The following is a 25,254-nucleotide window of genomic DNA, read 5'->3' on the forward strand; positions in this document are numbered from 1 at the left end:
GCCCGGAGTCACCATGAAATCATTTGTCATTGCGGCGTTCCTCATCGGCATGACCGGGTCGGCCGCTGACGCCCAGAATGCACCCATCGAATTTCGCATGGCCGCCTCCGATGCGAATCTGGCGGGCTGCCGCGGTCTCGACGCCCAGCTTTCGCGCGTCCACTCGGTCACGCTCCAGGGCGACAAGGCCCTGCTCAAGGCGGCAGGCGGCATCAGCGAGACGCTGAAGCAGACGAGCCCGGGCGTCTACATGAGCGCCTTCACCCTCTCGGGCGTGCGCCTCGACGTCGTTGCCGACGCCTCCAAATCGCCGAAGACGCTGGTCGTCACCGAAAAGAATCGCGGCTGCCGCTGGGACGCCACCACGAAGTAGGGTCCGCAGAAGCAAAACGGAGCCCGCGCCGAAGCGCGTCCCCGGTCTTGATCGGGACAGGCACGGCGCCTATTTGAGTGCCCCGACAATTGAACCGGATGCGCCTGCAATGGATTTCCACCTGACCGCAATGCCCGCTTGCCTTGCCATCAGGGGACTCCGCTTCCATGCCTTCCATCACGCTTTCCGGCCTCACCGCGACCACGCCTGACGGCCGTACCCTCTTCTCAAATCTGGATCTGAGTTTCGACGGCGGCCGAACCGGCCTCGTCGGCCGCAACGGCGTCGGCAAGACGACGCTGCTCGCGATCATTGCCGGCACGCAGTCGCCGCAAGCGGGTAAGGTGTCGACGACCGGCACGCTGGGCGTCCTGAGGCAGACCGTGCAGGTCGCCCCCGACGAGACGCTGGCCGGCCTGATGGGAGTCGCCGGCACGCTCGACGTGCAGCGCCGTGCCGAGGAAGGCCGAGCGACTGCCGACGAGCTGGCCTCGACCGACTGGACGATCGAAGCGCGCATCGCCTCGGCACTCGCTCGCGTGGGGCTCGACGCCGATCCCTCGACATTGCTGTCGGCGCTTTCCGGCGGGCAGCGCACGCGCGCCGCTTTGTGCGCGCTGGTCCTGGCCCAACCGGATTTCATCCTGCTGGACGAGCCCACCAACAATCTCGATCGCGAGGGGCGCGCGTCCGTGATCAGACTGCTGTCGACATGGCGGGCGAGCGCGATCGTCGTCAGCCACGACCGCGACCTGCTGGAGACGATGGACGCCATCGTCGAAATGACGTCGCTGGGCATCACACGCTATGGCGGCAACTGGAGTCACTACCGCGAGCGCAAGGCACTGGAACTCGCCGCCGCACGCCACGACCTCGACGACGCGGAACGCCGGGTGTCCGAAGTGACGCGCTCGGTGCAGGCGACCGCCGAACGCAAGGCGCGCAAGGACGGCGCCGGCCAGCGCAAACGAGCCAAGGGCGACATGCCCCGCATCCTGGCCGGTGCGCGACAGAACCGCGCCGAAGGCACGTCGGGCGACAATGTCCGTGTCGCCGAGCGCCGACGGACGCAGGCAGTCGAAGACGCCGACGCCGCACGGCAGCGGATCGAGATCCTGCAGCCGCTGTCGATGGCCTTGCCTTCGACGGGCCTGCCGGCTGGCCGGACCGTACTGCGTCTCGATTCGGTAAGTGCGGGCTACGGAACGGACCCTGCGATCATCGACGGACTCTCCTTCACCCTCACCGGCCCGGAGCGTGTAGCGATCACCGGCCCGAACGGGTCGGGCAAGTCGACGCTGCTTGCGCTCGTCACCGGCAAGCTCGTCCCATGGTCAGGCAGCGTGCGACGGCACACCACGATCGCGATGCTCGACCAGCAGGTGAGTCTGCTCGACCCGTCGCTGTCGATCCGCGACAACTTCCTGCGGCTCAATCCTGGCGCCGCTGAGAACGCCTGCCGCACCGCCCTCGCCCGCTTCATGTTCCGCGCCGATGCGGCGTTGCAGATCGTGTCGACCTTGAGCGGCGGACAGACGCTGCGGGCCGGCCTCGCCTGCGTGCTGGGCGGCGCCCGACCGCCATCGCTCCTGATCCTCGACGAGCCGACCAACCATCTCGACATCGATGCGATCGAAGCGGTCGAGGCCGGCCTGCGCGCCTATGACGGCGCGTTGCTGGTGGTGAGTCATGACGAGCCCTTCCTCGCCGCTATCGGGACCACGCGTCGCCTCGAAATACCGGCTAGGGGTGACACCTGACGAGAGACCCCTCATGGCGATGGCATGGATGTTGCAGCCGATGCGGCAGTTATCACCCGGGAACAGGGGACAGGGATGAGCTTGATATCGAGGATTTCGGCATTGAAGCTGGCCGCGGCCGCCGTGGGGGCGAGCCTCGCGCTGGCGGGAACCGCCAGCGCGCAGACGCAATGGATCATGGCCAGCGGCTATCCCGAGAACAACTTCCTCACCCAGAACCTGCGCAAATGGGTCGAGGATGTGGAGAAAGGCACCGGCGGCAAGCTCAAGATCACGCTTCACACGAACGACAGCCTGATCAAGCTCGACAGCATCAAGTCGGCGGTCCAGCGCGGCCAGGTGCAGGGCGGCGAAATCCGGCTCGGCGTCTATGGCAACGAGGACCCGATGTTCATCCTCGACGGTGTGCCCTTCGTCGCCTCGACCTACGAGGAAGCGTGGAAGCTGATGGAGCTGCAGAACCCGTACTTCAAGGGCCTGTTTGATAAGGCCGGTATGGTGATCGCAGGCTACCAGGTGTGGCCGAGCCAGGGCTTCTACACCAAGACGCCGGTCAACTCGGTCGAGGACTTCAAGGGCAAGAAGATCCGCATCTATTCGACGGCGACCCAGAAGATGGCGACCCTGCTGGGTTTCAACGCGACGATCCTGCCCTTCGCCGAAATCCCGCAGGCCTTCTCCACCGGCCTGATCGAGGCCCTGTTCACCAGCGCCCAGACCGGGGTCGACATCCAGGCCTGGGACAATACCAAGTACTTCACCGACGTCGGTGCGATCCTGTCGAAGAACGCCCTGATCTTCAGCAAGCGGGCTTTCGCCGCCTTGCCGCCCGCCGACCAGAAGGTGGTCTTGGACGCCGCGGCGGCCTACACGAAGCGATCCTGGGAGATGAGCAAGGCGGCCGGTGACGAGAAGGCGGCCGTCCTCAAGAAGAACGGCATGACCGTCACTGGCGGTCCGCCGGCCGTGCTCGCCGCCATGAAGAAGGTCGGCGTCCAGATGGCCGACGAGTGGAAGGCGACCGCGAGCCCCGCCGCCGTCGCGGTTCTCACCGCCTACATGTCCGGTCAGAAGACGAACTGAGGTCGAGGTCGCCGGGCTCCCACGGGGAGCCCGGCGACCGTTTTGCTGATGGTGATGTGATGCGGCGAGCCCTCGACACCCTCTACAACGCCAGCGGCCTTCTCTCCGCCTTCTTTCTCGTGATGATCGGCGTGACGATCCTGCTGCAGATCGCTGGCCGGTTCCTCAATTTCGCCTTCGACGCCACGGAAGTCTCGGGCTTCTGCATGGCGGCGTCGACGTTTCTCGGACTCGCCTACACGTTGCGCGCCAATGCCCACATCCGGGTGACCCTGATGGTCGGCAAATTCTCGGCCGAGAACAGGCGTCGCGTCGAGATCTGGTGCTGTGGCCTGGGGGCGGCCGCCTTCGCCTATGTGTCGGCGAATGCCTGGCTGATGGCCTACGATTCCTTCCTCTTCGGCGACACCAGCCCCGGCCTCATGGCGGTCCCATTCTGGATTCCGCAAATCGGCATGGCGCTCGGTGCTTCGATCATGACGATCGGGTTCGCCGACGAACTCGTTCAAACCATCGGTGGCAAGGTTCCCGACTTCGCCGATGCGGAGGCACAGGCCATCGACGAAGAACTCGAAGCGGCTTCCCTGAGCATGCCCGGCGAGGCCGTCGGCACGGGAAAGGCGGCCGCACGATGAGCGCAGAAGTGATCCTCGCGACGACGGTTCTCGGCACTCTCTTCCTGTTGCTCGCAAGCGGGGTCTGGGTCGGCGTGACGCTCGTCGTCGTCGGCTTCGTGTCGCTGTTCTTCTTCACGCCGGCTCCCACGGGATCCCTCCTCGCCAGCACGATCTGGGACTCGAGCTGGGGATGGGCGCTCACTGCCCTGCCCCTCTTCATCTGGATGGGAGAGATCCTGTTCCGGTCGCGACTGTCCGAGGACATGTTCAAGGGATTGGCGCCCTGGCTCGGCTGGCTCCCGGGCCGGCTGCTGCACGTGAACATCCTGGGTTGCGGCGTCATGGCCGCGGTCTCGGGCTCGTCATCCGTGACCTGCGCCACGATCGGCCGCATGAGCATGCCGGAGCTGCGCAAGCGCGGTTACCATGAAGGCATGGCGATCGGGACGCTGGCCGGGTCCGGCACGCTCGGACTCCTGATCCCACCCTCGATCATGATGATCGTCTACGGAATCACCGCTCAGGTCTCGATCGGCAGGCTGTTCATCGCGGGCTTCCTGCCCGGCTTCATGATGATCGGCCTGTTCATGGCCTACACGGCGGGCTGGGCGCTTCTCAACCCGACCAAGGTGCCGCCCGCGGACCCGCGGATGACCTTCGGCGAGAAGATCTGGAACGCGCGCCGCCTGATCCCGGTCATCCTGCTGATCGTCACCGTTCTTGGCTCGATCTATGGCGGCGTCGCCACGCCCACCGAGGCGGCCGTCATGGGCGTGCTCGGCGCGCTCGTGCTCGCGGCGGTCACCGGCTCCCTCTCCTGGGAGACGTTCAAGGACAGCCTGTTGGGCGCGGTCCGGACCAGTTGCATGATCGGTCTGATCCTGGTCGGCGCCGCCTTCGTCACCATGGCGATGGCCTTCACGGGCCTGCCGGCCACGATGGCGAACTGGGTCAACGGGCTTGGCCTCTCTCCCTACGGGCTGATCCTGCTGCTCACCCTGCTCTATATCGTGCTGGGCTGCTTCCTCGACGGCGTTTCCATGATCGTCCTGACAGCGCCCGTGGTGCTGCCGATGGTCACCGCCCAGCAGATCGATCCGCTGTGGTTCGGCATCTACATCGTGCTGGTCGTCGAAATGGCGCAGATCACGCCGCCGGTCGGCTTCAATCTCTATGTGCTTCAGAGTCTCACCGGCCGCGACATCTGGACGGTGACGAAGGCCACGGCCCCGTTCTTCCTCCTTCTCTGTGTGGGAATCGTCCTCATCACCCTCTTCCCCGACATCGTCACGGTGCTGCCGCGCCAGATGACGCACGGATAGAGCAGCCTCTCGTCAGTCCGGGTCCGGCCGCTGCGCCGTCGGACCCGGCAGCTCAGGAGCGGTGCCCAGGGATCGGGTTCTGTGCAGATCAGCGATGAGGGGCTCCATTTCCCCGATCTCGCGAAGCTGCGCGTCGATGATCCCGTCCGCCAGCTTGAGCACGCGCGGATCGCGGATGTGAGCACGTCAACGAGAGCAGCACGATCACGGCCATGCAGGCGCCCATCACGAGGGCCATCCACATGCAGGTCTGGCCGAACCAGACGTGCTCCAACAAGCAGGTGTCGAAGTACATCAGATTCTCTCCCGGAACCGGATGCTCAGGCCGACGGTCCCAGGCACTGCCGGATGAACCGCCGGCTCACCTGCTCGTAGATCGTGTCGCCGGTTCGCGTTGCCAGCAGCGCGGCCCGGGCGTCCGGCACGACCGCGGTGGCGCGACCCGAGGTGCCGCCGCAGGTCACACGCTTCGCGACCGGCGCCGACACGGTCCCGCCGACACCGCGCAGCGGCTCCAGAAGATCGTAGACCCTGGGTGCGTCGGGAGCGGGTGGCGCGCCGCAGATCTCATGATCGGTCGACATCCAGAGATGCACGCTCCCGGCCGGTCCGCAGGTGATCTCCTCGATCACCTCGCTATCGCGAAACCCCACGGTCAGCCGGTCGGCGCAGAGTTGATACACCAGGACGTTCATGCCGCCGTCGCCGCCGTCGAGGACGCCGGTCTCGCAATCCGATGCCCGCGCCGCCCCGCCCTCCTGAATCGCCGCCGACGCGGCGAGCAGCAGAAGGCAGAGGGCGGCGGTTAGGGCGGCGGTTCTGGCCACGGGCCGTCTTCAGTTGATCTCTTCGCCGCGAAGGGTGGCCGCCGTCGCGCGGACACGATCCGTTTCGGCAACCTGTGCCTTGAAGCGCTCGAGATCCTTGCCGGCGAGACGTGTGCGCTGCGCCGTGCGCGCCATCGTAAGCGGATCGATCGGCCGCCCCCCGCGATGCAATTCGAAATGCAAATGCGGGCCGGTCGAGAGGCCGGTGCTGCCGACATAGCCGATCACCTGGCCCTGCCGTACGCGCGCGCTGCGCTTCACGCCCGGCGCGATGCGCGACAGGTGCGCGTAGCCGGTGGCGAGATTTCCATCGTGGGCGATCTTGACCCAGTTGCCGTAGCCGCCGAACCGGCCGGCCTCGATCACGTGGCCAGCGCCCGCGGCGAGGATCGGCGTGCCCGGCGGTGCCGCGAAGTCGACGCCGGAATGCAGGCGCGTGAACTTGAGGACCGGATGGTGGCGAAGGCCAAAGCGCGAGGAGATCCGGCTCATGTTCAGCGGCGTGCGCAGCAGCGCCTTGACCACGCTCTCGCCCTCCGGGCTGTAGAAGAACTCCTCCCCGTCGCGCGGCTTGAAGCGATAGATTCTGTAGGTCTCGGCGCCGCCGCCCGTGGTGATCTCGGCCCACAGCACGCGACCGTCATCGGCCGGCTTTCCATCGCTGGTCCATGAGCGTTCGACCAGCACGTCGAAACGGTCCCCGGGCTTGATGTCGTGCTGGAAATTCACGTCCCAGGAAAAGGCCCGCAGCATCTCCGCCAGCGGACCGTGCGGCACGCCGGCCGCCTCGGCGCTGGCGATCACCGATCCGTCGACCTCGCCGGAGGCACGCATCAACCGGGGCGCCACCTCGAAGACCTCCTCCTCCATGCTGTAGCTGCCGTCATCGTCGCGCTCGACGTTGAAGGCACGCTGCGGCTCGGGCCGGATCGACAGGCCGACCAGCACCGTGGGCTTCGCCTCCTCATGCAACTGCCGGAGCTTCACGATCAGGGCCTGGCCGATCGGCAGGCGATCGAGACGGACGCGATCGGCAAGAACCGCGACGATCTCGGCAACGTCGGCGGCTTCGATGCCGAGTCGGCCGAGGACGCGTGCGACCGTATCGCCCTTCTGCAATTCGATCGCCGCCTCGACATGCGCAGGGCCGAAGTCCGGCGGCGAGGGATCCGTCCTGTCCGGATCGGGAAGCACCATCGCGATGTCGGTCGCCGGCATTTCCGGCGGCGTTTCCTCCGCTTGCGGCATCGCCATCAGAGTCACCGCCGTTCCCGATTCGGGAACGAGGTCGAGTTCGCGGGCCACGGTTTCGGGTGCCTTTTTCGCCGGCAGCGCCATCAGGCTGACCATCGCCAGGACCACCAGACTGCCGAAGCACATTCCGACGTTTTTCCAGTGGCGGCCCGCCGAAGCAGCGGAGCGAATCTGTTCAAAGGGGGGCTGTGCCATGAAAGCCTGGGGATGGGGCATTCCTGGGGAGTCCTCGAGGACAGGGGTTGGGGAGAGCGCGACGCCGAGCCTGCGTCAGCGCGTTCGGAGAATTGGACGAAAAGTTGGCAGCAATATGGTTCCGCGTCGTCGCGACGCGGCCGCGTTCGACACCTGACACAAAGAGCTGCACGACGGCGCGCCATTGTTTTGGCGATATCACACCTCATTTGTCGCCCCATGATGGACGCGTTGCAGGCGTGGCTTTCCGACGGGCAGCACCTAGCCTTCCTGGCGGGAGTCATCGTTCTGCTCTATCTCGCGCGCGAAGCGGCACACCGCCTGCTGCGTGCAGCATTCCTGCTGGCCTCGCACACGCTTCGGCTCGTCGAGCGATGGATCGGCTTCGGCGCCGTCGCCGCGAATGCGCGATACGAGAGATTGACCGCGGGCATGAAAGAGGCCGAACTGCAGCCGCGGCTTCCGGACGAAATGCGGGACGTCCAACGGCTCGTCGACCGCCATGGCCCGGACGATCCGAAGCCACAGGCCGCGCTCGAACGTCTCGGGGCGCATGTCGCCGAACATCGGCAGGTGATCCAGTCCTACGGCCTGCAGCTCGAGGCCATGCAGGCATCGTCGGCACCGCCCCGCGACGTGAAGCTCGGCCACTCGACCGGGATCGGTCTCGCCTTCGCCATCGTGCTCATCCTCGCCGTCGGCGTCGCCGGCTGGCTCAACTTCGCTCTGCTCGAACGGCCGATGGCCGAGGTGGTGGGCGATTCCTATCGCATCATGGGCGTGCCGATCTACCGGCTGGCCGCGCTCGCCATCATCGTGCTCGAGGTCGCGGTCGGCATCGTGCTGCTGGAGGCGCTGGGCGTCACGACCATGTTTCCGCAATTCGAGCGGCTGGAGCAGAAGAAGGGCCAGCGGCTCGCCATCATCATCGTCATGACGACGGCGCTGGTGGTGCTGGCGCTCATCGAGGCGGCGCTCGCCCTCACGCGCGACGAGATCTCCCGGCTCGAACGCGAATTGCTGGGGACCTTGGCGGGCACGGCGCCATCTGAAGCGGGTGAGGCCGCCGGCGCCATGGCGCGCTATGCGCAGGCGGCATTCGGCATGATCATTCCCTTCGCCCTCGCCTTCCTTGGGTTCGCCATCGAAGCGCTGATCCGCAACGGCCGCGTCGTCCTGCAGCTTCTCCTGGGGTTCGTCCTCGAATCGCTTTCCTTCGCGGTTCGGCTGCTGCGCTTTCTCGTCGAGGGGCTGCTCGCGGTGGCGCTGGCAGCCTACGATCTCGTCATCTTCCTGCCACTGGTCATCGAGCGTCTGGTGCGGGCCCTGCTCTCGTCCCGCGCGGTGCGTTCCTCGTGACCGAATTCGGCCGCCGCTTCTTCAATACCGGCCTTCTGGCAACGGCTACGGCCGGGCCCGCTGTGGCGCTCGGCGCGTGCGAGGAGCGTAGCGCCACCGCCTCCGCCGTCTACGGGCTGCTCGACGTGTCGAAGAGCTACTTCCGCGAAGTCGACAAGGCGTTGCGAACCCTGCGCGTCACGATGGGCTTCATGCGGGCGCACGACAGTTTCGCGGTGGCCGAGATCGGCGCCTGCAGCTTCACCGACGACGCCGTCCTGCTGAGCTTCACCGCGCCCGACCGGCCGACCGAGCGCCAGCGTCTCGTCGCGGCCTATGGGCAGAAGCTCGCCGACTATGGCGGCCGCGCGAAGCCGGCGGGACACACCGACATAAGAGGCGCGCTGCTGCAGGCGGCGCAGCATCTCGCGGCGCGACAGGCGGCCACGCGCACCATCGTGCTGTTCTCAGACCTCGAAGAAGATCTGCCGGCCAACTGCCGTCGCGACCCTGCACTGCCCGCAACCCTGCGCGGCATGGAAGTGATCGCGACCAACGTGACCCGCCTCCCCGAGGACAATCGCGAGCCCGCGCGCTACGCCCGTCGGCTGGAGGGATGGCGCCAGCTGGTGGAAGCCGCCGGCGCGCGCTGGAAGGTCGCGCCGGATGCCGCCGAGGTGACGTCGCTCTTCAGGGACAGTTAGGGGCCGTTCAGGCGAGGCGCTTCATCGTCGCCTCGGCGAAGCGTTCGGCCGACGGCGGGTCGAAATCCATGGCGAGCGCCGGCTCCAGCACCTCGACCTCGATCACGATCAGCGTGCCATCGCGCACGACACCGTCGACCCGGGCGTAGAGCGGCCTCTCGGGCAGTGTCGCGAGACAGTCGGCGCCCTGCTGCGCGACGTCTCGCGGCAGCGCTTCGGCGGTGCGGGTCGGCTTGTAGCGCGAGTTGGTGCGGAACTCGCCGGGCGGCGGCCGCTTGCGGATGGCGTGGCTGAAGGCGCCGTCGAAATAGACCAGTGACAGCTCGCCCTCGGCGATCTCCGGCAGGAACTCCTGCACCACGACGCCCGCCTGGCGCGCCTCGTCGGCGAGGCCCGCGACCTGTCCGTAAAGCGTCGCACGCTGCAGGAGCTCGACCGAATGACCCGATGCGCCGCTGGCCGGCTTCACGACGGCTTGCGCCCAGCCGGTCTCGTCGAAGACCCGGCCGATGGCCGGCCCCTCGCAGGGGACGACGAAGCTTTTCGGCACGCGCACGCCCGCCGCAGCGAGCTTTTCCACGTAATCCTTGCGCAGGTTCCAGCGCACCAGATCGAGGGAATTGAACAGCCGCGTCGAGGCGGCCATCGCCTCCGTCCATGCCTTGAAGGCGTCGAGCGCGCGAAAGTAGCCCCAGGTCGAGCGCAGCACGACGGCATCGGCGCCGGCGAACGCCTCGCGCGGCCCGTCCCACGGCGCACCCGTAACGCAGCATCCGCGCCGCTCCAGCGCCTCGGCGTAGAGCCGGTCCGACGCGGTGATCGCGGGATCTTCGGCGGATGTGGCGAGGACGATATGGAGCGTCATGCGCAGATCGACCTTTACTTGCAGACGTTCCGCAGCGCCTGCCACTCGGCGGGGCTGAAGGCCGGGCGGCCGGTGGCCGGGCGCTTGGTTGCCTCGATGCGTTCGCGCGTGGGCGGGTGGCTGGACCAGATGCCGGCGGCGCTGGCTGCATCCGAAGGCTCCTTCTCCAGCAGCTGTTCGAAGAAGGACGAGACACCGTCGGCCCGCAGGCCGCGCTGCTCGAGCAGGCGCACGCCGGTGGCGTCGGCCTCGCGCTCGAAGGCCCGGCCGTTGCGCATCGCCAGCAGCGCGCCGCCGCCGGTCCCGAATGTGCTCAATATGTCGGAGTAGCCGCCGGTCAGGACCTTGAAAAGGAGGTCGATGCCATAGGCGCGCACCACGCCCTTGATCGGATGATCGTGCACCACATGGCCGATCTCATGCGCCAGCACGCCGGCGACCTGTGAACTGTCTTTCGCTTGGTCGATCAGGTCCGAATAGAAGACGAGGATCGAGCCCGGCAAGGTGAAGGCATTGACCGGCCCGCCCTCGACGATGTGCACCGTGACCTCGTGCCTGTAGCCGGCCTCGCGGGCGAGATCGTTGGCCAACCGGTTGATCGCCGCCAGCCCAGTTCGGCCCTGGCAGGTCTCCTTGTCGGTCAGCAGCTCGTCGAGCACTGTCTCGCCCAGTTTGGCCTGCAAGGTGTAGGGCAGCAGCGGCACGGCGTACTCGGTGCCGTACTCGACCGCGCTCCAGAACAGACCGACCAGCGCGACGATCGCCAGAGAATAGGCGCCGAGACGCGGCGCGACCTTCACCGGTTCGAGTGCGAGCGGCTTGAGTGCCGGCACCAGCGACACGAGCTGCGCCCGCCACGCCGGGTCCTCGACGACCAGCCGCGCCTCGCTGCCGCGCAGCGCCAGCGGCGGCACGGCCTCGTGGTGCGAATCGCCCAGCACCACCAGGTCGGCGACCGGCCAGCGCGCCACGACGCCGGAGTCCTCCGACCGGTTGATGAGCAGCTCGTGGCTGGTGACCTTCAGGGTCACTTCCTGCACGTCGGCGGTGACGCCGTCGTAATAGCGCGCGGCCATCGTCAGACCCCGCTCACGTCGAACATGTCGAGCAGGCCCTCGCCGTAGCCCGGGCCGCGATCGGCCGGCTGCCGGATCGCGCTGCCCTGGGGCGCGCCATAGATCCAGAGCTGGCCCGCAATCAGCTTCATCGTGCGATGCATCACCCACGGCCAGCCGAGGCCCAGGGTCAGCAGCACGATCAGGTAGTTCAGCACCAGGAACCCCCACATCTGCCAGGTCGAGATGGCGGTGGCGAACAGCACGTTGTCGGCTCGGCTGTGGGTCACGAGGTAGCGCAGCAGATAGGCCTGCCACCAGCAGCGCAGCGGCAGGATGAGCAGGCCGAACAGGATATAGGCGGCGAAGGCGACGAGGAGCAGCACGACGACGGTGTGCAGGCTGGGATGGGCGAACAGTTTCAGGAAGTCTTCGGAGGAGACGCCCAGACCCTGCAACGTGCCGCCGATGGCCATGAAGGTGGCGATACCCGCGACGATCCAGGCCACGATGTTCAGGAAGTAGTAGCCGAGATAGCGGCCATAGATGTCGCCCGCGCGGCCCGCGAAGGTGAACCCCTGGGTGCCGACCCGCGTATTGACGATGCGCGGGCGTGCGAGGTTCACCGATACGACCGGCGTCAGCAGATAGCCGGTCATGGCGTTCGCGAACTGCAGGAAGGTCGCGGTGGCGCCGTAGGCCCAGGCCGAACCCGCCATGCCGCAGCGGATGCCGCGCCAGCGGGTGCGCGAGAGCTTGTAGCGCAGGCCGGCATAGTGACCAACATAGGCCAGCGGAAAACCGATCAGCACGACCGACAGCGAGAACAGGTCGAACAGGCCGAAGGTGGCGAACGGTTTCTCGTGGAAGACGTACAGCCACACCAGGTACATGAGGCCGGACCAGGCGGCGACCACCAGCAGCGCCAGCAGGAAGCCGATCAGCAGCTCCCGGCCGCGGCCGCGATACTCGAACCGGTCGCCCAGCACCGAGAGATGGTTCCAGACATAGCGCCGGATGCGGGTGCGGCCCCAGAAGCGCGACCAGCCCAGGGTCACCAGCATCATCGCGAGATGGCGCAGGTAGATGGCGTAGAGCTCGCCCAGCGTGCCGTCATAGACCGGCTGGCTCGGGCTGAGGTCGGGACTCCAAGGCGTGCCGGGGGCAGCGGGTTGGCTGGCTGTTCCGGCCGGCGTTGAACCGGCCGCCTGAACCCAGGGGAAAGACGCGTCGCTCAAGTCCCCTGTTTCCCCTTCCGCCGCGATGCAAAATCTTCGATGCTGCGACGCAGCATGATCTGGTGTACCCAAGTTTACGTCAACAGCACTGCGAACCGCCACAAATGACAATCCCGAACCGCGACAAGCCCTGGCTCATTCGCACCTACGCCGGTCATTCCACCGCCGAGAAGTCGAACGAGCTCTACCGCACCAACCTCGCGCGCGGCCAGACCGGCCTCAGCGTCGCCTTCGATCTGCCGACGCAGACCGGCTACGACAGCGACCATGTGCTGGCCAAGGGCGAGGTCGGCAAGGTCGGCGTGCCGATTTCGCATCTCGGTGACATGCGCACCCTGTTCGACGGCATCCCGCTCGACCGGATGAACACGTCGATGACGATCAACGCGCCGGCCGCCTGGCTGCTCTCCCTCTACATCGCGACCGCCGAGGCGCAGGGCGTGGAGCGGTCGAAGCTGCAGGGCACGACGCAGAACGACATCATCAAGGAATATCTCTCGCGCGGGACCTACATCTTCCCGCCCGAGCCGTCGCTGAGACTGACGGCCGACACGATCGGCTTCACCTATCGCGAGGTTCCCAAGTGGAACCCGATGAACGTCTGCAGCTATCACCTGCAGGAGGCCGGGGCGACGCCGGTCCAGGAACTCGCCTTCGCGCTGGTGAACGCCATCGCCGTGCTCGACGCGGTGAAGGCGCGAGGCCAGGTGCCGGATGCCGACTTCCCCAAGGTGGTGGGCCGCATCTCGTTCTTCGTGAATGCCGGCATCCGCTTCATCACCGAGATGTGCAAGATGCGGGCGTTCGCGGAGATGTGGGAAGACATCACGCTCAACCGCTATGGCATCGCCGATTCCAAGCAGCGCCTGTTCCGCTACGGCGTGCAGGTGAATTCGCTCGGCCTGACCGAGCAGCAGCCCGAGAACAACGTCTATCGCATCCTGCTCGAGATGCTGGCCGTGGTCATGAGCAAGAACGCCCGGGCCCGCTCGGTGCAGCTCCCCGCCTGGAACGAGGCGCTCGGCCTGCCGCGGCCGTGGGACCAGCAATGGTCGCTGCGCCTGCAGCAGATCGTGGCCTTCGAGACCGACCTGCTCGAATACGGCGACATCTTCGATGGCAGCAAGGAGATCGCGGCCCGGGTCGAGGCGCTGAAGCAGGAGGCCTTGGCCGAGATGGGCCGCATCGCCGACATGGGCGGCGCGGTCGCGGCCATCGAGGCTGCCTACATGAAGCAGCGCCTGGTCGAATCCAACCTGAAGCGGCTCGCCGCCATCGAATCGGGCGAGCAGACCGTGGTCGGCGTCAACGCCTACACCGAGGGCGCGCCGTCGCCGCTCGGCGGCGGCCAGGAATCGATCATGACGGTCGACGATTCGGTCGAGCGCGGACAGATCGAGCGGCTGAACGCCTGGCGGGCGACGCGTGACGGTGCGGCGGTGAAGGCCGCGCTGGCCGAGCTCGTGGCTGCGACCAGGGAAGACCGCAACGTCATGCCGGCATCGATCGACTGCGCCAAGGCCGGCGTCACGACCGGCGAATGGACCGAGGCACTGCGCGGCGTGTTCGGCGAATATCGCGCCCCCACCGGCGTGGCGCGCGCGGCAGGCGTCACCGACGGACGTCTCGAAGCGACGCGTCGCGAAGTGGATGCGGTGTCGCACCGCCTCGGCCGCCGCATCAAGATGCTGGTCGGCAAGCCCGGCCTCGACGGTCATTCCAATGGCGCCGAGCAGATCGCCGTGCGCGCCCGCGACTGCGGCATGGAAGTCGTCTACGAGGGCATCCGCCTCACGCCGGAGCGCATCGTCAATGCGGCGCTCGAGGAGAGCGTGCATGTCGTCGGCCTGTCGATCCTGTCGGGCGGCCACGTCTCGCTGGTCGGCGACGTGCTGAAGGGTCTGCGCGAGGCCGGCATCGGCGACGTCCCGGTCGTCGTCGGCGGCATCATCCCGCCTGCCGACGCCGAGGCGTTGATCGCCGCCGGCGTATCGCGCGTGTACACGCCCAAGGACTTCGACCTCACGCAGATCATGCGCGACGTGGTGGGCGTGGTCGACAAGGCGTGGAAGGAAGCGGCTTAGCGCCCGCCCCGCGCCGCGCCCTCTCCTAGCCTCTCCTCCTGGCGGGGGCGAGGAACATGAAAATCAGACTTCTCTACCCCGCTAGGAGGAGAGGTTGGGTGAGGGAGTTAGGCACGACCTCGCCGCCGCGTCAGGATCACGCCGACATCGGTGAACTTTCCTTGCAGCGGCGCTTCGGGCTTGTGGACCGTGATCCGGACCGCGTCGATTGGCCGAAAGCGCAGCAGCAGCTCGTCGATGAGGACGAGCGCCAGCGCCTCGATCAAGCTCTTGTGCGGTCCGCCGGCGACCTCGACGATCGTGTCGAGGATCGCGCCGTAGCAGACGGCCCGCCGGTAATCGTCGCCACGGGCGTAGTCATCGGTCTCCGGCCAGACCTCGGCGTCGATCACGAAACGCTGCGGCCGCGTCCTTTCCTCCGGCAGGACGCCATGGCAGGCGGTGAGTTCGACGCCCCGAAGGAATATGCAGTCGCCGGAGAGCGACATGAGCCTCAGGCCGTCGCGCGCAGCTTCTTCGCGGCCTCGACCATGTTGACCAACGCTGGCTTCACTTCTTCCCAGCGGCGGGTCTTCAGGCCGCAATCGGGATTGACCCAGATCTGGTCGGGCGACAGCCGCTCCTTCGCCTTCACGAGCAGCTCCGCCATCTCCTCGACCGGCGGCAGGCGCGGCGCATGGATGTCGTACACGCCCGGTCCGATCTCGTTGGGATAGCGATAGGTCGTGAAGGCTTCGAGCAGTTCCATCTTCGAGCGCGCCGTTTCGATCGAGATGACGTCGGCATCCATGGCGCCGATCGAGTCGATGATGTCGTTGAACTCCGAGTAGCACATGTGCGTGTGGATCTGCGTCCGGTCGACGACCCCCGACGCGGAGAGGCGGAAGCATTCGACCGCCCAGTCGAGATAGGCTTTCCACTCGGTCTTGCGCAGCGGCAAGCCCTCGCGGATCGCCGGCTCATCGATCTGGATGACGCCGATGCCAGCGGCTTCGAGATCGACGACTTCGTCGCGCAACGCCAGCGCGATCTGCCGGCAGGTCTCCGATCGTGGGATGTCGTCGCGCACGAACGACCATTGCAGCATCGTCACCGGCCCGGTGAGCATGCCCTTCATCGGCTTCTGCGTCAGCGACTGGGCATAGCTCGACCACTCGACCGTCATCGGCCGCGGGCGCGAAACGTCGCCGAAGATGATCGGCGGCCGGACATAGCGCGAGCCGTAGCTCTGCACCCAGCCGTGCCGGGTGAAGGCGTAGCCGGCGAGCTGTTCGCCGAAATACTGCACCATGTCGTTGCGCTCGAATTCGCCATGGACCAGCACGTCGATACCGATCTCCTCCTGCCAGCGCACGGCGGTCTCGGTCTCTCGTTGCAGGTAGGCCTTGTATTCGCTGTCGCTGAGCCCGCCCTTGGCATGAGCCGCGCGCGCCTTGCGCACCCCCTCGGTCTGCGGAAAGGAGCCGATCGTGGTGGTGGGAAAGGCCGGCAGGCCGAGCTGCTGGCGCTGCAGCACGCGGCGCTCCTCGAACGAGCCTTGCCGGCAGGCCATGGCCGGCGTAACCGCCGCCAGGCGCATTCGCACCGCCGGATCGTGGATCTTCGTGGAAACGCGGCGCGCCCCGGCGGCCCAGCTCGACGCGACCAGCGCGTCCTGGACGGCATCTCGGCCCTCGTTGAGCGCGCGGCCGAGGGTCGCGAGTTCGCCGACTTTCTGGGCCGCGAAGGCCAGCCAGGTCCTGAGATCGTCGTCCATGCCCTCTTCCTGCGCGAGGTCGACGGGCACATGCAGCAGCGAGCAGGACGGCGCGAGGATGATCCCGTCGGCGCCTCTCCGCCGGATCGCCGCTTCGCTCCGGGCGAGCAGCGGTTCGAGATCGGCGCGCCACACGTTGCGCCCGTCGATCAGCCCGAGCGACAGGACGAGGTCCTTCGGTGCGGCATCGAGCACGGGGGCAAGCTGGCCGGGAGCGCGCACGAGGTCGATATGCAGACCCGCGACCGGCAGCTTCACCGCGATGTCCAGATTGTCACCCAGCGCGCCGAAATAGGTCGCGAGCATCAGCTTCAGACCGGGCACTTCGGAGGCGAGGGTCGCGTAGGCCGTCTGCAAAGCGCCCCGCGTGGCGTCGTCGATGTCGAGCACGAGCGCGGGTTCGTCCATCTGCACCCAGTCGGCGCCGGCGCTCTGGAGCCTCCGCAGCACGTCGACATAGACCGGCAGAAGGTTACGCAGCAGTGCTAGCGGATGAAAGGACGGGTCCTTGCTCTTGCCCAGCAGCAGGTAGGTAACGGGACCGACCAACACCGGACGCGTATGGATACCGAGCCGCTTCGCCTCGAGGAATTCGTCGACCGGCTTGGTCGATCCCAGGCTGAAAGTCTGGCCGCGACCGAATTCGGGCACCATGTAGTGGTAGTTCGTGTCGAACCACTTGGTCATTTCCATCGCGGGCAGGCCGTGCGCCGATCGATTACCGTGAGCATCACAGGCGCCATCGACCTCGCCCCGGCTGCCGCGCGCCATGGCGAAATAGGTCTCGAGCGGCACGGGGCCGCCTTTCCAGCCGTAGATTGCGGGAATGGCGCCGACCATCACGCTGGTGTCGAGCACGTGGTCGTAGAGGGAAAAGTCGTTGCTCGGGATGTGATCGACGCCGGCCGCCTTCTGCCGCGCCCAGGAAGCGGCCCGCAGCGAAGCGGCGCTCTCCAGCAACGCCGCCGCTGTCGTCTTGCCGGACCAATGGCTTTCCAGCGCCTGCTTCAGTTCGCGGCGAGGACCGATGCGCGGGAATCCAAGCGTGCTGACGAGAACGGACATTCGGGTACTCCTTTGGAAGGTGGACAGGCGCGCTTCAGCAGCTCGCATCGAGCGCGTTGCGGCCATGCGCGGAAGGAAGGACGGTCTGGACGATCGAGGCGTCGAGCGCCTCGTAACCGGCGAGATCGATGGCGGCGTAGAGCTCGGCGCGGGTCTGCATGTCGGCCAGCGCCGCCTGGGTGCCGCCGTCGCGCCGGATGGCCGTGTACAGCCGCTCCTGCGCCTTGTTGGCGACGCGCAGCGACGAGACCGGCCAAATCACCATGGCGTAGCCCATCGCCTCGAACTCGCTCGCCGTGAAGAACGGCGTGCGGCCGAACTCCGTCATGTTGGCCAGCAGCTTCACGCCCGGCAGGGCCCTGGCGAAGTCGCGGAACATCTCCGCCGTGGTCAGCGCCTCGGGGAAGATCGCGTCGGCGCCGGCCTGGACGTAGAGCTTCGCCCGCGCGACGGCGCCGTCCATGCCTTCGCTGGCATAGGCGTCGGTACGCGCGATCACCTGGAGGTGCCGTCGGGCCTTCGCCGCCGCCGCGACCTTGGCCGCCATGTCGTGCGCGCTGGCAAGCTTCTTGTCGTTCAGGTGCCCGCACTTCTTGGGCAGCAACTGGTCCTCGATATGCACCGCCGCGGCGCCGGCCTCCTCGAACGCCCGCACCATGTGCATGACGTTCAGGGCCTCGCCGTAACCCGTGTCGCCGTCGACCAGCACCGGCAGCCCGCTCGACCGCGCGACCTGGCGGATGAAGAAGCAGACGTCCTCGACCGTGATGATGCCGAGATCCGGCAGGCCCATCGACGCGGTCATGGCCGCCCCCGAGAGATAGAGCGCCTCGAATCCGGCGGCCTTCGCCTGCAGCGCGGCCATGCCGTTATGGGCTCCGGGCATCTGCAGGATTTCCGGCCGCTGCAGCAAGGTCCGGAAGCGCGTGCCGGCGGGTTCGGATGGCAGGTCCCTGGCGACGAGATAGGGCATGGCGTTCAGGCCGCGCGCGCCGGCGTCTGCTTGCCGCGCTGGACCAGCGGCACGAAGGTGCGGTTCTCCGGTCCCGTATAGTGCGCCGCCGGGCGGATGATCTTGTTGTCGATGCGCTGCTCGATGATATGCGCGCACCAGCCCGAGGTCCGGGCGATCACGAACAGCGGCGTGAACATCGCCGTCGGCACGCCCATAAGGTGATAGGAGACGGCGCTGAACCAGTCGAGGTTGGCGAACATCTTCTTGGTCTCGCCCATCACCGCCTCGATGCGGTCGGCGATGTCGAACATGCGGCTGGTGCCGGCCTCGTCGCCGAGCTGGCGGGCGACTCGCTTGATCACTTCGTTGCGCGGATCGGCGATCGTGTAGACGGGGTGGCCGAAGCCGATCACGACTTCCCTCGCCGCCACACGCCCGCGGATATCCGCCTCCGCCGCGTCGGGATCCTCGTAGCGCTGCTGGATCTCGAAGGCGACCTCGTTGGCGCCGCCATGCTTGGGTCCGCGCAGCGCGCCGATCGCGCCCGTCACCGCCGAATAGACATCGGCGCCGGTACCGGCGATCGAGCGCGCGGTGAAGGTCGAGGCGTTGAACTCGTGCTCGGCGTAGAGGATCAGCGACGTGTCCATGGCCCGGACATGGCTCGCACTCGGGACCTGACCATGAAGCAGGTGCAGGAAGTGCGCGGCAATGCCGTCGTCGTCGGTCTCGACGTCTATGCTGCGGCCGTTGTGGGCGTAGTGATGCCAGTAGAGAAGCATCGACCCCAGCGAGGCCATCAAGCGGTCGGCGATGTCGCGGGCTCCGGGATGATTGTGGTCGGCCGCCTCGGGCAGCACGCAGCCCAGCGCCGACACGCCCGAGCGCAGCACGTCCATCGGATGCGCCGCCGCCGGAATCGCCTCGAGCGTGCGCTTCACCGCTGCCGGCAGGCCACGCAGCGACCGCAGCTTGGCCTTGTAAGAAGCGAGCTGGACCTCGGTCGGCAGGGTGCCATGCACCAGCAGATGCGCGATCTCCTCGAAGGTGCAGCGCTCGGCGATGTCGAGAATGTCATAGCCGCGATAGTGCAGGTCGTTGCCGCTGCGGCCGACGGTGCAAAGCGCGGTCGAACCGGCCTCGACGCCGGACAGGGCGACGGATTTCTTGGGGGCCGGCTTGGCCGGAGTCGGGTTGGACATAGTGGCCTCCTTTATTCGCTGGCTTCGAAGAGACCGCGTGCGGTCGGGACCTGGAGATGGTCGGGGCTGACGACGAAGTTGAGCTGGCAGAGTTCGTCGGCTTTCAGTTCGGGCAGCCGCTCGACCATCTGAAGGAAGCGCTTCTGCTCGGCCTCGGCCACGATTCCCTCGGCCAAGGTGCGGAACTTCGCGACATAGTCGGGTCGCCGCCACGGACGGGCGCCCAGCGGATGGGCATCGGCGACCGCGATCTCGTCGGCGATCACGCGACCATCGTCGAGCGTCACCATCACATGGCCGCCGAACGCCTTCCGGGCCGGATCGGTCGAGTGATAGCGCTCGGTCCATTCGGGACCCTCGATCGTGCTGATCTTGCGCCACAGTGCCACCGTGTCGGGCCGCGCCGCACGCTCGGGCGCGTAGGAACGCTCGTGGTGCCAGCCGCCGTCCTGCAAGGCGACGGCGAAGATGTACATGATCGAGTGATCGAGGGTTTCGCGGCTGGCCGTCGGATCCATCTTCTGCGGATCGTTGGCGCCGGTACCGATCACGTAATGTGTGTGATGGCTGGTGCGAATGACGATGCTCTTTATCTTCGAGAGATCGCCGATCTTCGGTCCCATGCGCCGCGCCAGATCGATCAGGGCCTGGCTCTGATACTCGGCGGAATGTTCCTTGGTGTAGGTGTCGAGGATGGCACGCTTGGCCTCGCCCTTCTCCGGCAGCGGCACATGGTATTCAGCCTTGGGACCGCCCAGCAGCCAGGCGATGAACCCGTCCTCGCCCTCGTAGGCGGGCGACGGCGCCCCCTCGCCGCGCATCGCACGATCCACGGCTTCGACTGCCATCTTGCCCGCGAAGGCCGGTGCGTAGGCCTTCCAGCTCGAAATCTCGCCCTTGCGCGACTGACGCGTCGTCGTCGTCACATGCAACGCCTGCTGCACCGCCTGGTAGACGATCTCCACCGGCAAGCCGAGCGCGGTGCCGATGCCGGCGGCGGCCGAAGGTCCGAGATGGGCGATGTGATCGATCTTGTGCTCGTGCAGGCAGATGCCCTTCACGAGGTCGACCTGGATCTCGTAGGCGGCGGCCAGGCCACGCACCAGGGCCGCACCGTCGAGGCCGCAATGCTGGGCTACGGCGAGCACTGGCGGGATGTTGTCACCGGGGTGCGAATAGTCCGCGGCCAGGAACGTGTCGTGATAGTCGAGTTCACGCACCGCGACACCGTTGGCCCAGGCCGCCCACTCCGGCGACACGCGGCGAGACGGGAAGCTCGACACGCCGAACAGGGCGGCGCCCGGCTTGCCGGGATGCGCCCTGGCCTGCGCCCGTGCGCTCACGATCGGCGTGCGGTTGAGCGAGGCCGCGGCGACCGCGGCATTGTCGATGATGCGGCTGCCGATCATCTCGACCACCTCATCCACGACCGGCACCGGATCGACTGCGACCTCGGCGATCTTCCAGGCGAGCTGCCGTTCGCGCGGCAGGGTTTCGGCGGACTTGTAGGTGCGGACGCTGTGGAGCTTCACGAAACGGGTTCCTCTGTCGAAGGGGAGATGGTCACGGCAGCCATTTCCGCGGGACGTCCGGTGGCGTCGACGGTGACCATCTCGAAGCTGCCGCGCATGGCCAGCGCGCGCTGGCCGCTCAGCAGGGTCTCGGCGACCATCTCGACGATGACCGTCATCGACGTCCGCCCAATGCGGACGACCTGCGCGTGGAGCTCGACGACCTGGCCGACTTTCACCGGCAGGTGGAAGTCGACCTTCTCCGACGAGGCCATGACGACGGCGCGTCGCGCGCGGCGGCTGGCGGCAACGAACGCCGCCTTGCCCATGAGCGAGAGCGCCGTGCCACCGAACAACGTGCCGTAGTGGTTGGACTGCTCGGGAAAGACCATTTCCAGGAAGCGGGTCTCTTCAGGTGGGGGCTGGTTCGAAATGGCGCCCTCCATGGGCGTGTGCTCCGGGCTTGTAATCGCGCTTGTCATCCGCAATATCTGCAAGCCGGCGTCCTGCTGATACTGCTGAATTTGCGATGTTTTGCGGATGCCCGAGGACCACTTTGCAAAACTTGCAAATGAGACGGGGCTGCGATGCGCAAGACGTTCATGGGGGTCCGGCTGCGGGCGTTGCGCGAGGAGCGCCGCATGACGCAGGCTGCGCTCGCTGACGCGCTCGGCCTGTCGAACAGCTATCTTAGCCAGCTCGAGAAGAACCAGCGGCCGTTGACCGTCCCGGTGCTGCTGAAGATCAACGCCGTGTTCGGCATCGACGTGCAGCTCTTCTCCGATAATGACGAGGCGCGATTGATCTCGGACCTCCGCGATGCGCTCTCGGAGGCGCGACCGGGCGAGGCCGTGCCGCTCGCGGAAATCCGCGAATTGGCCGCCGGCATGCCCGCGGTGGGGCGCGCCCTCGTCAATCTCCACCGTCGCTATCGCGAAGAAGTCGAGCGCGCCGATGCCATGGCCGCGCGCCTCGGTGACGAGCGGCCGGACTCACAGTTGACGCCGATGCCCTTCGAACAGGTCCGCGACTTCTTCTATGCCCGGCACAATCACGTCGCCGAACTCGACGACGCGGCCGAGCGTCTCTATGAAGCGGCCGGCCTTTCCGTGGGTAACCTCAACGCCGGGCTGATCGACTACATGTCTCGCCGCTACGGCGTGCGGATCGCGCGCGATGCCGGCGACGAACCTTCCGGGATACAGCGCCGCTACGACACGGCGGCGCGCGTCCTGCATCTGTCGCCGCATCTGCGGCCGGGCCAGCATGCCTTCCAGATGGCAACGCAACTCGCTTTCCTCGAGGTCGACGGACTGCTGCGCCAGCTTGTCGACGAGGCCGGCTTCGACGGCGGTGAAGCGCGCGCCCTCGCCCGCATCGGGCTCGCCAACTATTTCGCCGGCGCGCTGCTCCTGCCCTACGGCGCGTTCCTGCAGGCGGCGGAGACCGTGCGCTACGACATCGAGCGGCTGGGCCGCTGGTTCGGCGTCGGCTACGAGACGATCTGTCACCGGCTCAGCACGTTGCAGCGGCCCTCGGCGCGCGGTGTGCCGTTCTTCTTCGTGCGCGTCGACCGGGCGGGAAACATCTCCAAGCGCCAGTCGGCCACCGACTTTCATTTCTCGCGCGTCGGCGGCTCATGCCCGCTGTGGAACGTGCACGAGGCCTTCGCCCATCCCGGCCGCATCCTGACGCAGCTCGCACAGATGCCCGACGGCCGCACCTATCTGTGGATCGCCCGCACCGTCCAGCGCGGCCACGGCGAGTACGGCGCACCCGACAAGACCTTCTCCATCGGCCTGGGTTGCGACCTGCGTCACGCCTCGCGGCTGATCTATTCCAAGGGGCTCGACCTCACCGATGCCACCGGCGCGACGCCGATCGGCGCCGGCTGCCGCGTCTGCGAACGCCCGGCCTGCCCACAACGCGCCTTCCCGCCGATCGGCCGGGCACTGACGATCGACGAGAACCGCAGCCGCTTCGCGCCCTATCCAACGGCGTGACGCCAACCCTACGCGTGAATGTGGTCGTGGCCGCCGCCGCCCCGGCCGCCATGGCTGTGGCGCTTGTTGTCGAGTTCGGCCGGGACGAGATGGAGCTGGCCGTGGCGCACGCCGCGCTGGCTCACCGTCTCGTCGGCGATCGCCCGCACCGCCTTGACCGGGCCGCGCAGTACCGACACTTCGAGACAGGAATCGTGATCCAGGTGCACGTGCAGCGTCGCGACCTGAAGGTCGTGATGCTTATGCTGGGCCTGGGTCAGGCGCCGCCCCAGATCGCGCGTCTCGTGGTCGTAGACATAAGCGAGCGTCGCGATGCAGAAGCCCTCCTCCTTGCCGGCGGGACCGGCATCGAGCGCCTCGCGCGCCGCCGCCTCGCGCAGGATGTCGCGCAATGCCTCGGAGCGGCTGGCATAGCGGTGCTTCTTCATATGGCGATCGAGCGTCGCCAGGAGATCGTCGTCGACCGACAGGGTGACCCGCTGCATCTCACACTCCTCCGCTGCACGACGATCGCGCCGGAGGGGATGATATCAGGCGGGCTTCCCGCGATGCACCAACAGACGTTCGAGGCCGAGCAGCAGGAGGACCGAGGCGCCGAAGATCGGCAGCAGGAGGCACATCGCGACCGCGGTGGCGATCAGCGCCCGCGGCCAGCGCAGTTCGATCTTGCGCGGGACGCCCAGGCTGCCCCGCGGCCGGCGCATCCACCACGAGGCGACGCCGGAGACGGTGAGCCAGACGAGCGACAGGGCGAAGGCCGTGTTCATCCAGAGATTCCACAGGCCGAAGTCACCCTGGTGCACATGGATGCCGAATCCGACCATGCGCGGGATCACCGGCTGGTCGGTGCGCAGCGCGTCGCGAGTGACCTCGCCCGTCTTCGGGTTGCCGAGAATCACCCGGTCGGCGGAGGGCGGACCGTTGCGGTTGCTGACATACAGGGGCGCGCCCGGCCACGGCGCGAGGCGCACGCTGAGCGCCTGGGTGATGCCGCGGGCCCGTGCCTCGGCGACGAGATCGTCGATCGGCTTCTGGGCTGCCTCCATCTGCCGCGCCGAGGCGCCACCCGGCGAGAAGCCCGCGGTGCCCTTCTGATTGAGCGCCGTCTGCACTCGCGACAGGACTTCTCCGCCCCAGAAGGCGGTCCACGGCAGGGCGCTGATCAGGAAGAACAGGAAAACCGCGGAGAAGAGAACGGCGACGATGGCGTGCAGGTCGCGCACTGCCATGCGCGCACCCCGGTCGAAGCGCGGCCACAGGGCGGCGCGGAAGCCCCGCTGGCGCGGCCACCAGAGATAGAGGCCGGACAGGATCATGAAGATGGCCCAGCCATCGGCCAGTTCGAGGAGCCAGCTCCCGGGCTTGCCGAGCGGCCAGCCGCCATGCAGGGCGCGGGTCAGGCCGGGCAACCACTGGCTTCCGGTCAGGGAGCCCAGCACGCGTCCACTATAGGGGTTGACGAAGATCGGATAGGGCAGTCCGCTCTCGTTCAGCATCATGACCTGTGTGCTGCGGCGCGGATCATCGGACAGGATGATCTCCTGCACCGGCGGGCCGCCCTGCTCTGCCATCGCGCCATGGTCGTGAGCGGCACTGCCGCCGCCATGGCCATGTCCACCGCTCACCTTGGCCGAAAATTCCTTGGGCGCGGCCTCGAGGGCTGCGGCGAGCTGTAGGCTGGGCGGCACTGGCGTCGGGCCGGGCTGGACGAAGCGCAGTTCGGGATGAGCCTGGTCCATCCACCATTCGGCCCAGAGATAGATGGTCCCTGTCGTGCTTTGCCAGAGCACGAACGGGATCACGAGGAGTGCCGCGAGCAGGTGCCAGCGCCAGAGCCGCGCGTACAGGCGACCGGCAGGCTGTTCCGCCGAGGGACCGGCGGAAGCGACGTGCTTCGTGCCGCCCGCAACATAGTCAGACATGAGTCCTCACTCGGGAAATGCGGGATGAAACACACGGTCGCGACGACACTTCAGCGCGCCGGTTCGCTGACGAAGGCGATCTTGGAGAGGCCGCCTTTGGAGGCGTCGGCCAGGGTCTCGGAGAC

General features: G+C 67.2%; 23 protein-coding genes. 9 read left to right on the forward strand and 14 right to left on the reverse strand.

Translation table 11 applies throughout. The features are described 5' to 3' along the window. Positions 1-13: 13 nt before the first annotated feature. The 5 genes from ACT6UX_RS17050 to ACT6UX_RS17070 all read left to right on the forward strand — a co-directional run bounded on the left by ACT6UX_RS17050 (position 14) and on the right by ACT6UX_RS17070 (position 5,155). Positions 14-373 (forward strand): hypothetical protein, encoded by a 360-nt coding sequence (locus ACT6UX_RS17050; protein ID WP_444776338.1) that lies wholly within the window; start codon positions 14-16, stop codon positions 371-373. A 167-nt stretch (positions 374-540) separates the two neighbouring features. After that, positions 541-2,133, forward strand: coding sequence for an ABC-F family ATP-binding cassette domain-containing protein (locus tag ACT6UX_RS17055; RefSeq protein ID WP_444776339.1), 1,593 nt, complete (start codon positions 541-543; stop codon positions 2,131-2,133). Between the two features lie 75 nt (positions 2,134-2,208). Further along, the gene (locus ACT6UX_RS17060) at positions 2,209-3,216 is read left to right on the forward strand and encodes a TRAP transporter substrate-binding protein (protein WP_444776340.1); all 1,008 of its coding nucleotides are present in this window, start codon (positions 2,209-2,211) and stop codon (positions 3,214-3,216) included. A gap of 59 nt (positions 3,217-3,275) precedes the next feature. Further along, positions 3,276-3,851, forward strand: coding sequence for a TRAP transporter small permease (locus tag ACT6UX_RS17065; RefSeq protein ID WP_444776341.1), 576 nt, complete (start codon positions 3,276-3,278; stop codon positions 3,849-3,851). Beyond that, positions 3,848-5,155, forward strand: a complete 1,308-nt coding sequence (locus ACT6UX_RS17070; RefSeq protein ID WP_444776342.1) for a TRAP transporter large permease — start codon at positions 3,848-3,850, stop codon at positions 5,153-5,155. The genes ACT6UX_RS17065 and ACT6UX_RS17070 overlap by 4 nt, the downstream gene beginning before the upstream one ends. A gap of 12 nt (positions 5,156-5,167) precedes the next feature. On the opposite strand, the gene ACT6UX_RS17075 is transcribed toward ACT6UX_RS17070, so the two are convergent. From ACT6UX_RS17075 to ACT6UX_RS17085, 3 genes are all read right to left on the reverse strand, one after another. Then, positions 5,168-5,317, reverse strand: a complete 150-nt coding sequence (locus tag ACT6UX_RS17075; RefSeq protein ID WP_444776343.1) for a hypothetical protein — start codon at positions 5,315-5,317, stop codon at positions 5,168-5,170. Positions 5,318-5,475: 158 nt separating this feature from the next. Beyond that, on the reverse strand, positions 5,476-5,982 hold the full coding sequence (locus ACT6UX_RS17080) for a hypothetical protein (RefSeq protein ID WP_444776344.1): 507 nt from the start codon (positions 5,980-5,982) through the stop codon (positions 5,476-5,478). A 9-nt stretch (positions 5,983-5,991) separates the two neighbouring features. After that, positions 5,992-7,362, reverse strand: coding sequence for a M23 family metallopeptidase (locus ACT6UX_RS17085; protein ID WP_444776345.1), 1,371 nt, complete (start codon positions 7,360-7,362; stop codon positions 5,992-5,994). Positions 7,363-7,650: 288 nt separating this feature from the next. On the opposite strand from ACT6UX_RS17085, the gene ACT6UX_RS17090 reads away from it, so the two are divergent. Together ACT6UX_RS17090 and ACT6UX_RS17095 are read left to right on the forward strand one after the other, a co-directional pair. Continuing rightward, positions 7,651-8,790 carry a hypothetical protein gene (locus tag ACT6UX_RS17090; RefSeq protein WP_444776346.1) on the forward strand — a complete coding sequence of 380 codons (1,140 nt, stop codon included), beginning with the start codon at positions 7,651-7,653 and terminating at the stop codon, positions 8,788-8,790. After that, positions 8,787-9,473 (forward strand): vWA domain-containing protein, encoded by a 687-nt coding sequence (locus tag ACT6UX_RS17095; RefSeq protein WP_444776347.1) that lies wholly within the window; start codon positions 8,787-8,789, stop codon positions 9,471-9,473. The genes ACT6UX_RS17090 and ACT6UX_RS17095 overlap by 4 nt, the downstream gene beginning before the upstream one ends. Positions 9,474-9,480: 7 nt before the next feature. Here the strand turns inward: ACT6UX_RS17095 and ACT6UX_RS17100 are convergent, their stop codons facing one another. Genes ACT6UX_RS17100 through ACT6UX_RS17110 form a run of 3 tightly spaced genes read right to left on the reverse strand, consistent with a single transcriptional unit; the run spans position 9,481 to position 12,631 of the window. Then, positions 9,481-10,338 (reverse strand): ATP-grasp domain-containing protein, encoded by an 858-nt coding sequence (locus ACT6UX_RS17100; RefSeq protein WP_444776348.1) that lies wholly within the window; start codon positions 10,336-10,338, stop codon positions 9,481-9,483. 14 nt (positions 10,339-10,352) lie between these two features. Further along, a complete protein-coding gene (locus ACT6UX_RS17105) occupies positions 10,353-11,414 on the reverse strand; it encodes a M48 family metallopeptidase (protein WP_444776349.1) in 1,062 nt (353 codons plus the stop codon). A 2-nt stretch (positions 11,415-11,416) separates the two neighbouring features. Further along, positions 11,417-12,631: a YjgN family protein gene (locus ACT6UX_RS17110; protein WP_444776350.1), complete on the reverse strand. Its 1,215-nt coding sequence runs from the start codon at positions 12,629-12,631 to the stop codon at positions 11,417-11,419. 104 nt (positions 12,632-12,735) lie between these two features. Between ACT6UX_RS17110 and ACT6UX_RS17115 the strand changes: the two genes are divergently transcribed. Then, positions 12,736-14,715, forward strand: coding sequence for a methylmalonyl-CoA mutase family protein (locus ACT6UX_RS17115; protein ID WP_444776351.1), 1,980 nt, complete (start codon positions 12,736-12,738; stop codon positions 14,713-14,715). A 107-nt stretch (positions 14,716-14,822) separates the two neighbouring features. On the opposite strand, the gene folB is transcribed toward ACT6UX_RS17115, so the two are convergent. Genes folB through ACT6UX_RS17145 form a run of 6 tightly spaced genes read right to left on the reverse strand, consistent with a single transcriptional unit; the run spans position 14,823 to position 21,650 of the window. Next, positions 14,823-15,203 carry a dihydroneopterin aldolase gene (gene folB / locus ACT6UX_RS17120; protein ID WP_444776352.1) on the reverse strand — a complete coding sequence of 127 codons (381 nt, stop codon included), beginning with the start codon at positions 15,201-15,203 and terminating at the stop codon, positions 14,823-14,825. A 5-nt stretch (positions 15,204-15,208) separates the two neighbouring features. Next, positions 15,209-17,536 carry a 5-methyltetrahydropteroyltriglutamate--homocysteine S-methyltransferase gene (gene metE / locus ACT6UX_RS17125; protein ID WP_444776353.1) on the reverse strand — a complete coding sequence of 776 codons (2,328 nt, stop codon included), beginning with the start codon at positions 17,534-17,536 and terminating at the stop codon, positions 15,209-15,211. Between the two features lie 34 nt (positions 17,537-17,570). Then, positions 17,571-18,509, reverse strand: coding sequence for a methylisocitrate lyase (prpB, locus tag ACT6UX_RS17130; RefSeq protein ID WP_444776354.1), 939 nt, complete (start codon positions 18,507-18,509; stop codon positions 17,571-17,573). Between the two features lie 5 nt (positions 18,510-18,514). Further along, positions 18,515-19,693 carry a bifunctional 2-methylcitrate synthase/citrate synthase gene (gene prpC / locus ACT6UX_RS17135; protein WP_444776355.1) on the reverse strand — a complete coding sequence of 393 codons (1,179 nt, stop codon included), beginning with the start codon at positions 19,691-19,693 and terminating at the stop codon, positions 18,515-18,517. An 11-nt stretch (positions 19,694-19,704) separates the two neighbouring features. Further along, a complete protein-coding gene (locus ACT6UX_RS17140) occupies positions 19,705-21,225 on the reverse strand; it encodes an MmgE/PrpD family protein (RefSeq protein WP_444776356.1) in 1,521 nt (506 codons plus the stop codon). Beyond that, a complete protein-coding gene (locus ACT6UX_RS17145) occupies positions 21,222-21,650 on the reverse strand; it encodes an acyl-CoA thioesterase (protein WP_444776357.1) in 429 nt (142 codons plus the stop codon). Before ACT6UX_RS17145 ends, ACT6UX_RS17140 begins: the two co-directional genes overlap by 4 nt. A 141-nt stretch (positions 21,651-21,791) precedes the next feature. Between ACT6UX_RS17145 and ACT6UX_RS17150 the strand changes: the two genes are divergently transcribed. Then, on the forward strand, positions 21,792-23,207 hold the full coding sequence (locus tag ACT6UX_RS17150) for a short-chain fatty acyl-CoA regulator family protein (protein WP_444776358.1): 1,416 nt from the start codon (positions 21,792-21,794) through the stop codon (positions 23,205-23,207). An 8-nt stretch (positions 23,208-23,215) separates the two neighbouring features. Here the strand turns inward: ACT6UX_RS17150 and nikR are convergent, their stop codons facing one another. Together nikR and ACT6UX_RS17160 are read right to left on the reverse strand one after the other, a co-directional pair. Next, entirely contained in the window at positions 23,216-23,692 is a 477-nt protein-coding gene (gene nikR, locus ACT6UX_RS17155) for a nickel-responsive transcriptional regulator NikR (protein ID WP_444776359.1), read from the reverse strand. Positions 23,693-23,737: 45 nt separating this feature from the next. After that, positions 23,738-25,129, reverse strand: coding sequence for a PepSY-associated TM helix domain-containing protein (locus ACT6UX_RS17160; protein WP_444776360.1), 1,392 nt, complete (start codon positions 25,127-25,129; stop codon positions 23,738-23,740). Positions 25,130-25,254: the final 125 nt, after the last annotated feature.

The organism is Reyranella sp., assembly GCF_052439685.1.
Taxonomy (GTDB): domain Bacteria; phylum Pseudomonadota; class Alphaproteobacteria; order Reyranellales; family Reyranellaceae; genus Reyranella.

Coding starts and splice junctions, on each gene's coding strand:
- ACT6UX_RS17050 (WP_444776338.1), top strand. CDS start 14: ATGAAATCATTTGTCATTGCGGCGTTCCTCATCGGCATGACCGGGTCG.
- ACT6UX_RS17055 (WP_444776339.1), top strand. CDS start 541: ATGCCTTCCATCACGCTTTCCGGCCTCACCGCGACCACGCCTGACGGC.
- ACT6UX_RS17060 (WP_444776340.1), top strand. CDS start 2,209: ATGAGCTTGATATCGAGGATTTCGGCATTGAAGCTGGCCGCGGCCGCC.
- ACT6UX_RS17065 (WP_444776341.1), top strand. CDS start 3,276: ATGCGGCGAGCCCTCGACACCCTCTACAACGCCAGCGGCCTTCTCTCC.
- ACT6UX_RS17070 (WP_444776342.1), top strand. CDS start 3,848: ATGAGCGCAGAAGTGATCCTCGCGACGACGGTTCTCGGCACTCTCTTC.
- ACT6UX_RS17085 (WP_444776345.1), bottom strand. CDS start 7,362: ATGTGCTTCGGCAGTCTGGTGGTCCTGGCGATGGTCAGCCTGATGGCG.
- ACT6UX_RS17090 (WP_444776346.1), top strand. CDS start 7,651: ATGATGGACGCGTTGCAGGCGTGGCTTTCCGACGGGCAGCACCTAGCC.
- ACT6UX_RS17100 (WP_444776348.1), bottom strand. CDS start 10,338: ATGACGCTCCATATCGTCCTCGCCACATCCGCCGAAGATCCCGCGATC.
- ACT6UX_RS17105 (WP_444776349.1), bottom strand. CDS start 11,414: ATGGCCGCGCGCTATTACGACGGCGTCACCGCCGACGTGCAGGAAGTG.
- ACT6UX_RS17115 (WP_444776351.1), top strand. CDS start 12,736: ATGACAATCCCGAACCGCGACAAGCCCTGGCTCATTCGCACCTACGCC.
- folB (WP_444776352.1), bottom strand. CDS start 15,203: ATGTCGCTCTCCGGCGACTGCATATTCCTTCGGGGCGTCGAACTCACC.
- metE (WP_444776353.1), bottom strand. CDS start 17,536: ATGTCCGTTCTCGTCAGCACGCTTGGATTCCCGCGCATCGGTCCTCGC.
- prpB (WP_444776354.1), bottom strand. CDS start 18,509: ATGCCCTATCTCGTCGCCAGGGACCTGCCATCCGAACCCGCCGGCACG.
- prpC (WP_444776355.1), bottom strand. CDS start 19,693: ATGTCCAACCCGACTCCGGCCAAGCCGGCCCCCAAGAAATCCGTCGCC.
- ACT6UX_RS17145 (WP_444776357.1), bottom strand. CDS start 21,650: ATGGAGGGCGCCATTTCGAACCAGCCCCCACCTGAAGAGACCCGCTTC.
- ACT6UX_RS17150 (WP_444776358.1), top strand. CDS start 21,792: ATGCGCAAGACGTTCATGGGGGTCCGGCTGCGGGCGTTGCGCGAGGAG.
- nikR (WP_444776359.1), bottom strand. CDS start 23,692: ATGCAGCGGGTCACCCTGTCGGTCGACGACGATCTCCTGGCGACGCTC.
- ACT6UX_RS17160 (WP_444776360.1), bottom strand. CDS start 25,129: ATGTCTGACTATGTTGCGGGCGGCACGAAGCACGTCGCTTCCGCCGGT.